This is a genomic window from Mixta theicola, assembly GCF_002895925.1.
GTDB lineage: Bacteria > Pseudomonadota > Gammaproteobacteria > Enterobacterales > Enterobacteriaceae > Mixta > Mixta theicola.
On the sequence record NZ_NWUO01000029.1, the window covers coordinates 1 to 6605 of the forward strand.

Sequence of the window (6605 nt, forward strand, 5' to 3'; positions counted from 1 at the left end):
TGCTTAAAATTGTAGGTGATGAGCAGAGGGCACGGTTCGAAGCAATAGGTGAGTCATCCTTTTTTCAACTCCTCAAGTATTATTTATCAAAACCAATGAAGCAAGAATTTAAGTTTACAACAAAAAAAGCAATGATCCTTTGCGAGGAACTGAAAGATCATGAATCCTCTTTAATGAAGAGGATATATGGACCACTGCTAAAGATGCATAAGCCTATAGAAGGGCAAGGATATAGCGTCACGCTCAGAAAAAGTGGAAAGAGGCTCTTGAAATATAATTCTGAAACATTAGAGAACTTAATTTCAGAAAACACTGATGCAGGGAGAGTCGTTATAGATGCCTCTATCACAAGGTTTAATCGATTGACTGGAACAGGGCGTTTAATTTTAGAAGAAGATTCGGAATCAGTCAGCTTTGAACCAAGCTTTCCTTGGAAAAGCTTCCCTAAAGATCAAAAGAAAAAACTTTCAAAAAACTTGGACGATAACAATGAGTCAGATGACTTTTCCAAAGTAAAAATGGAGGCGTCTGTCATAAGGAACTATCTTGGGGAAATTAAGCGCTATAGTATACACAGGGTAATACTTGATGAGTGATAGACTAGCTAAAATAATAGGTTTTTTGACTATTTTTGCCGCCTGGTTTGTGTACTACATTAATTTTGACAAAGGTTCAGGTTTTTCTGAGTCAAAAGGAGATTGGGGGACTTTCGGGGACTTTGTTGGAGGGGTTTCTAACCCAATAATAACATTTATCACTATGTGTATGTTGATAAGATCAATCAACCTTCAAAAAGAAGCAAATGATAGCTTGCTAGAGCAAAACAAAAATTTGCAGGTTGATGCTGAAAGACAAAGAGAGATTGATGACTTAAGGTCTTTTGAAACATCTTTTTATAGTTTATCAGAAGTGGCAAGAAGTGAATACTTGTCAATTAAGTTGATAGAGCACGAAAGCATATATTCTTCTGCGGAAGCCGTTTCTTTTGCTGAGCACTCTTTAATAGAAAAAGCAAAAAGTGAAAATTTATGTGAGGTCTTTGATTACCTCAATAAAATCTCATCGTTTAGTATTTATTCCGCAGTGCGAAGTTTTTATGTTCTGTTCAAACTAACCCAAGATTCATGCCCTGAAAAATATAAAGAAAGATATTTTGAGATTTGTGCTTTTACTATGCCTGTTAAATTTTTGCACTTGGTATGCTTGTGTAAGGTTTTTACTGACTGGAAGGTTGTGAAAAATTTAGCTGATCTAGGCTTTTTTGATAAGGCAGGATTGGATGTTTATATTCAATCATTTGAAGAAGTTAAGAAGGTAGCTAGCTCTACATGATCATATCTTGACTCACCTATAATCTTGAGCGTATTGTGGGCCCTTAAAAGAAAAAACCACCCGGCAAGGTGGTTTTTTCAGAGGTTCAGTAACCGGTAAGTTTCTGAACCGCGGTAACTGGCTTTAGCGGAGCGCAGTCACCTAAACTGTCCTTTCAGTGTAGCTGTAGTTAGGCCCGCACTTCAAGAACTCTTGTAAAGTCTACTTAACAAGACCGCTCCGCAAAACCGTTACCAGTGGCTACCGCCAGTGGCGCTTTGTCGTGTCTGTCAGGGTTGGACTCAAGAGAACAGTTACCTGAACAAGACGTGGTAGTCGGACTGAACGGGGAGTTCGTGCATACAGTCCAGCTTGGAGCGAACCACCTAAGCAGCACCCAGTGTCAGGCGTGGTATGAGAAAACGCGGCCATAACAGCGGAAAGACACGGGTTAAGCTGTAAGGTGGGAACAGGAGAGCGCACGAGGGAGCCACCGGAGGGAAACGTCCGGTATCTTTAAGTCCTGTCGGGTTTCGCCCCTTCTGATTTGAGCACCGGGAATCGGCAGATTTCTGTGATGTTCGTCAGGAGGGCGGAGCCTATGGAAAACCGGGGTTCCTGAGACCAGGCTCGGGGGAAAGGGGGGCGCTGTTGACGTTGACCTGGAGGATTTATGGCTGGTCGTCTGCATGTTGTATCTAAGACTGAAAAGCAGTTTCTTGATGATGCTGTCTTTGCAGCGGAACGGGCAAAAGGCAAAAAGCTGTCCGGGCCGGAAAAAAAAGAGGTGTTGCGGGTTGCCCGTGTGCAGCTTCTGGGGCAGCGTGAAGCTGAAGCCGCTAAACAGGCGCGGGCTGTCGAACGGCAGGCTGCTGAATTCACCTGGAGCAAGCCTAAGCCTTTTCGTCGTTAGCCGGTAACGCTCGCCGCAGCGTTCGTCTGGCGTAGCCAGGGGAACCGAGGAAGCGTCATTTCACCTGTTTTCAGCATATGGCACGTACGCACCGGAGCGTCTGATGACGAAACAGCAAAAAACTGCGCTGAACATGGCAAAATTCATTCAGGACCAGAGTCTGTTCCTGTTGGAAAGGCTCAATGAGCTGGATTTAGACAGTGAAGCGGATATGTGTGAAAAGCTTCATGAGGATGCTGAACGTCTTCATGCTGTGCTTCAGGACAGGTTAAATCAGGAATAGCGGTAACCGTATGGCAAAAGTATCTATCAGTGAGGCCGCCAGGCTTACAGGTAAAAGCAGAACAACGCTGCACAGGTTAATAAAGACAGGTGAACTGTCTACTTGTGCAGGTGTGCGCAATTCAAAAATGATAGATATTTCAGAGCTTATTCGTGTTTTCGGTGATATTTCTGTCCCGGTCACTGAACAGTTCAGCGAACAGGCTTCTGAACAGCGTGTTACAGTGCCTGATACAGCTAATGAACAGATGATTAACAGTCTGAAACAGGAGGTTGAACATCTCAGGACGCTTGTTTCTGCTCAGGAGTCTCATATCGACAGCCTCAAACAATCACTGCAGCTGCTTGAGCATAAAAAAGATATGCAGCAGCCTCAGCCGTCCCCGGTGAAATGGTGGCAGTTTTGGAAATAGCCGGCTGACAGCACCTGCTTTTCCGGTAATTCTGGCCCCGACGGCGCGGTTGCTTTTGCGCTTCCTGCGACTCAGCTGGTATCTGTGCATCGGGGTGACGAATTGTTGAGTTCTTGCGAGGTTTCCCCAGGTCGCTGACCTGTTCGCGGCTTACGCCGGGCTGACTTGCGTCAGACTCCCTCCACACACCAGTCTCCTGGTGTCGCCATCGATACCGAGCCGTTCTTTTTCCTTTCTTAATGAAACCTGCATGCAGTCGTGCCGGCAGCGTCGCGGTTAAAAGCCCGTTCAGGGCGCATGAAAACACGTAATACGTGCACGTCAGATTGTGGATTTCGCCGTAAAGCGTTGTGCCGCAGGGGCTGCAGCGTCGTTTTTTCACGCGTCACTTTGTTCCCGCCTTGCGGGCATCAAAGTGACGCCGTTCAGTCCGGAGCCGCATCTGCATCTGCAGAACGTGTGTTTTCCAGAAGACGTAATTGTGATCGCAGAACATAGCGGGCTACGTAGACAGGCCGGTTCAGGCTTATCGTCGTGATGGTTGCCGTGATGTAAACGCCGGCAGCGGATGGCAGGACAGACTGTGCTGTTCACTGCGTTGTGGAATGTACCCTCATCGTCGCGTCGTAGATGCGCTGTTTGTGACGATATCTGCTTCCAGGGGCGGGCAGATGTACCACGCTTTGCGTTCTCCCTTTCAGGCTGCGGGAGTGTTCTTTACAGCCACCCGAAGGCGATCCTCTCAGGCCGTGGGATCATTGGTGGTCGTCATGGACGACAGGAGTACCCGGGCATACTATCAACATAAATTCGTGACGGTCAACCGGAGGTCGTGATGAGCGTATCCATTAAATCGGCAAAATTTGATCCCTACAACATGTGGCTGCAGCTGAGCGACGGGCGCACCCTGGGCGTCCCGCTGTCTTATTTTCCCGCGCTGGCCGGCGCCACCGCAGAGCAGCTGGCAACGTTTGAACTGAGTCCGCGCGGCATTCACTGGGACGAGTTGAACGAAGATCTGAGCCTTGAAGGATTTCTGGTCACGCAGAAGCTGCAGCCGGTCAAAAGAACTTAACGCCGGACAGGAAATGTTTTGTGACCACAGCCGGCTGCGCCGGCGCCACAAAACAGCGGGACAAGATGTGTCTCTAGAGTACCGCCGGCACGCCAGAGCTTTCCATCAGGCGCGGCCCGATACCCTGCATTTCGTACGTACGAAATTTTTCTGCAATTCAGTCAAAGGGCAGGATTCGCAAAGTGATAGCGTTTGCACCCACCGCAAAGCTGCCGCGCCTGGCGGCTTGGCCAACGCCTCACGGCCGCACAGTAAACTGCGCGCCCGTTCACCGTTATCAGAGGAATTAAGCGCCGGAAAACCGGGCTTAGTGACAACATACGCCCGAAATCCTCCATCATTCACTCCCGTGCATAGCCATGCAGTCGCGCAGAAATTATCAGGGCGGATTTCCGCGGTTTCGGGCAGGGAAAGGGCTGTCTTTTGGCCCGGAGGCCCCAGAAACGCGCTGAGGGGCTCTCAGGGGGTGCGGGCAAGAGATGTTATGGTAAATCCGAGTGATATTCAGTTTCGCTAAGAGCATCGCATTCCTACAGATCTAAAAAATACTTACCGATACTTTTTGTATACTTCTGTTGACTTTGTATTTTGTAGGTATATAGTATGCTCCATACTTTCAAAGGAGATGCACATGAATGATTCGGCTGTAGTGGTTTTTACCGCACGTGGTTTTGACCGTTTGTTAAGTGATGGAGGCTCTAGCTCATGGGTTCTTAATGAGAAGCGCGCCTCTCGCTGCAAATACGTCGTCTGTGTACAGAATAGAGATCCTGCTGATAATCATAATAATGACTGGGGAAGTGTCTCTGACCCTCATAAAAACGCATTTTTCATCGGAAAAATCTCCGATGTTGTTGTTTCCCCAGAGTGGGATGGGGCTCGTCCAACAAGGTGGCTGATTAAAGTTAGTGAGTATGCAAAGGTTGCATACCCTAACATGTGGGATGGAGCAAGGAACCCCGTTGCTTACTCATCATTAACTGATTTAGGTATTGATGAAAATTCATTAAATTTCAAAGCAATGCCAGAGGTTGAAGTTAAGTCTCCAAAAGTCGTACAGGAAGAAGAATCTTACCCAGATGGAATCTCCATTCAGCAAGCTAAGATACTTTTATCTAGAAAGTATGAGGTTTCCGAAGAAAGTATAGAGATAATTATCCGGGCGTAACCACATCTTTCTTTTTGGCTTAGGACATCGTTTAAATTGGTTGGAGGCTGTATGGATAAGGCATGGGGCGGTAATTTTTGCGAAATTCCGTTAGATCACTTCGAAAAAATGAAGTCAAAAGCACGTGCGCTAGCTGAGGTGAAAAGAAGCCCTTCCGATGCAAAAGCGAACGATAAAAACACTTTCATCCGTATCGGGATATCGGGCACTGGCGTCAGGCCTAACTATCAGGTTGAACTCCCAAATGGTTCTGTCATAGCAATTAACGGGATAAACCATGAAAGGTTTGGTGTAGAAGAGTTTGATAAACAATGGGTTTCTAAGGCTTATAGCATCGAGGAGCTGAACAACATGCGCATGTTTGGCGGAAATTTAGAAACTGAGAGCGCTTAGCTAAACCTACTATTCGATTCCCGCTTGGCTACAGTTCGGCGGCGGGATGTTATGGTAAATACAGTATGGGACCTCGGTCAGATTTGTTTTTCCCTAAGGGCGATTACCAAAACAAAAACATCTAATCTCCATTCTGGTTTATCGTACGAAAGCAGCATAAAGAAGAAAGTAAGGCTGACGAAATGCAGCAAAATTTTATAGCCTAGCTTCGTTACAAGACGGAGAAGAAAGGAACAGGCGTGCAGAGAAGTTAGCCTTGTGGAGCTATATCGAATACAGCATGCAGTGCTAGTGTTAAGATAATTTTAAGTTAATGCATGTATTACCAATTAATACAACGACTTATAAGTTACTGTTATACTTGATTTTTATTGATTTTTGTGCTATAATAAAGCCAGTGTCGGAAGGCAGGCACTGAAGCAATGTTTAAGGCAAAGTGCATAAGAACTTCAGTGCCTGCCTTCCGACACTGGCTAACAATAAGATTCTTTTTAAATTTAAAATGCTTTCTTAGTTTAAGAAATTCAATTTTAGTAATCATTGTTTTATTGCTCCAATATTATTTGTGTGATGGTTCTTTTTCAGATTATATAAAACAGTTGGTTGGATGGTTAATTGTACCATGGCTATCCTCATTAATAAAAAGAAAATAGCGGTCTTAAAAATAAATCCCAAAAAAATATAGACGGAGATGGCCTTGGAAACGCATATACCAATGGATATTGTTATAGCTAGCGGTGAATCTAAGTATAGAGAACTAGATTTTTATATAGGATCTAAGGCTTTAGAAGGAACTGCGGAAGCTATTTCATTAGCTACGAATACAATACTCAATAATGACGTGGCTACTAAGGTTCCTTCCATCGACGGGATTATGTCTAGCTTTATGTTGTCTTTTGAAGGCTCTTTTGGTCAAGCTTTTATGCTTAAAATTGTAGGTGATGAGCAGAGGGCACGGTTCGAAGCAATAGGTGAGTCATCCTTTTTTCAACTCCTCAAGTATTATTTATCAAAACCAATGAAGCAAGAATTTAAGTTTACAACAAAAAA

The 6605-nt window shown here is 45.3% G+C and carries 8 protein-coding genes and 1 pseudogene; all 9 read left to right on the top strand.

Features of this window, described 5'->3' with window-relative positions; genetic code table 11:
- A partial coding sequence (locus tag COO59_RS21000; protein ID WP_103061427.1) for a hypothetical protein occupies positions 1–596 on the top strand: 596 nt, incomplete at its 5' end.
- The gene (locus tag COO59_RS21380; protein WP_103061428.1) at positions 589–1332 is read left to right on the top strand and encodes a hypothetical protein; all 744 of its coding nucleotides are present in this window, start codon (positions 589–591) and stop codon (positions 1330–1332) included. The genes COO59_RS21000 and COO59_RS21380, both read left to right, overlap by 8 nt.
- Positions 1333–1984: 652 nt before the next feature.
- Positions 1985–2224 carry a hypothetical protein gene (locus COO59_RS20115; RefSeq protein ID WP_103061429.1) on the top strand — a complete coding sequence of 80 codons (240 nt, stop codon included), beginning with the start codon at positions 1985–1987 and terminating at the stop codon, positions 2222–2224.
- Positions 2225–2327: 103 nt separating this feature from the next.
- Entirely contained in the window at positions 2328–2507 is a 180-nt protein-coding gene (locus COO59_RS20120) for a Rop family plasmid primer RNA-binding protein (RefSeq protein WP_103061430.1), read from the top strand.
- A gap of 10 nt (positions 2508–2517) precedes the next feature.
- Positions 2518–2919 carry a helix-turn-helix domain-containing protein gene (locus COO59_RS20125; protein ID WP_103061431.1) on the top strand — a complete coding sequence of 134 codons (402 nt, stop codon included), beginning with the start codon at positions 2518–2520 and terminating at the stop codon, positions 2917–2919.
- A gap of 835 nt (positions 2920–3754) precedes the next feature.
- Complete coding sequence (locus COO59_RS20130) at positions 3755–3994, top strand: DUF2442 domain-containing protein (RefSeq protein ID WP_103061432.1); 240 nt, start codon at positions 3755–3757, stop codon at positions 3992–3994.
- A gap of 631 nt (positions 3995–4625) precedes the next feature.
- Positions 4626–5162 carry a hypothetical protein gene (locus COO59_RS20135; RefSeq protein ID WP_240614174.1) on the top strand — a complete coding sequence of 179 codons (537 nt, stop codon included), beginning with the start codon at positions 4626–4628 and terminating at the stop codon, positions 5160–5162.
- 51 nt (positions 5163–5213) lie between these two features.
- Entirely contained in the window at positions 5214–5555 is a 342-nt protein-coding gene (locus tag COO59_RS20140) for a hypothetical protein (RefSeq protein ID WP_103061434.1), read from the top strand.
- Positions 5556–6252: 697 nt separating this feature from the next.
- Positions 6253–6605, top strand: a pseudogene (locus tag COO59_RS20150) (hypothetical protein); the annotation flags it as partial.

What these genes read in the sequence shown, in the direction of transcription:
- COO59_RS21380 (WP_103061428.1), top strand. Translation starts at nt 589, where the DNA reads ATGAGTGATAGACTAGCTAAAATAATAGGTTTTTTGACTATTTTTGCC.
- COO59_RS20115 (WP_103061429.1), top strand. Translation starts at nt 1,985, where the DNA reads ATGGCTGGTCGTCTGCATGTTGTATCTAAGACTGAAAAGCAGTTTCTT.
- COO59_RS20120 (WP_103061430.1), top strand. Translation starts at nt 2,328, where the DNA reads ATGACGAAACAGCAAAAAACTGCGCTGAACATGGCAAAATTCATTCAG.
- COO59_RS20125 (WP_103061431.1), top strand. Translation starts at nt 2,518, where the DNA reads ATGGCAAAAGTATCTATCAGTGAGGCCGCCAGGCTTACAGGTAAAAGC.
- COO59_RS20130 (WP_103061432.1), top strand. Translation starts at nt 3,755, where the DNA reads ATGAGCGTATCCATTAAATCGGCAAAATTTGATCCCTACAACATGTGG.
- COO59_RS20135 (WP_240614174.1), top strand. Translation starts at nt 4,626, where the DNA reads ATGAATGATTCGGCTGTAGTGGTTTTTACCGCACGTGGTTTTGACCGT.
- COO59_RS20140 (WP_103061434.1), top strand. Translation starts at nt 5,214, where the DNA reads ATGGATAAGGCATGGGGCGGTAATTTTTGCGAAATTCCGTTAGATCAC.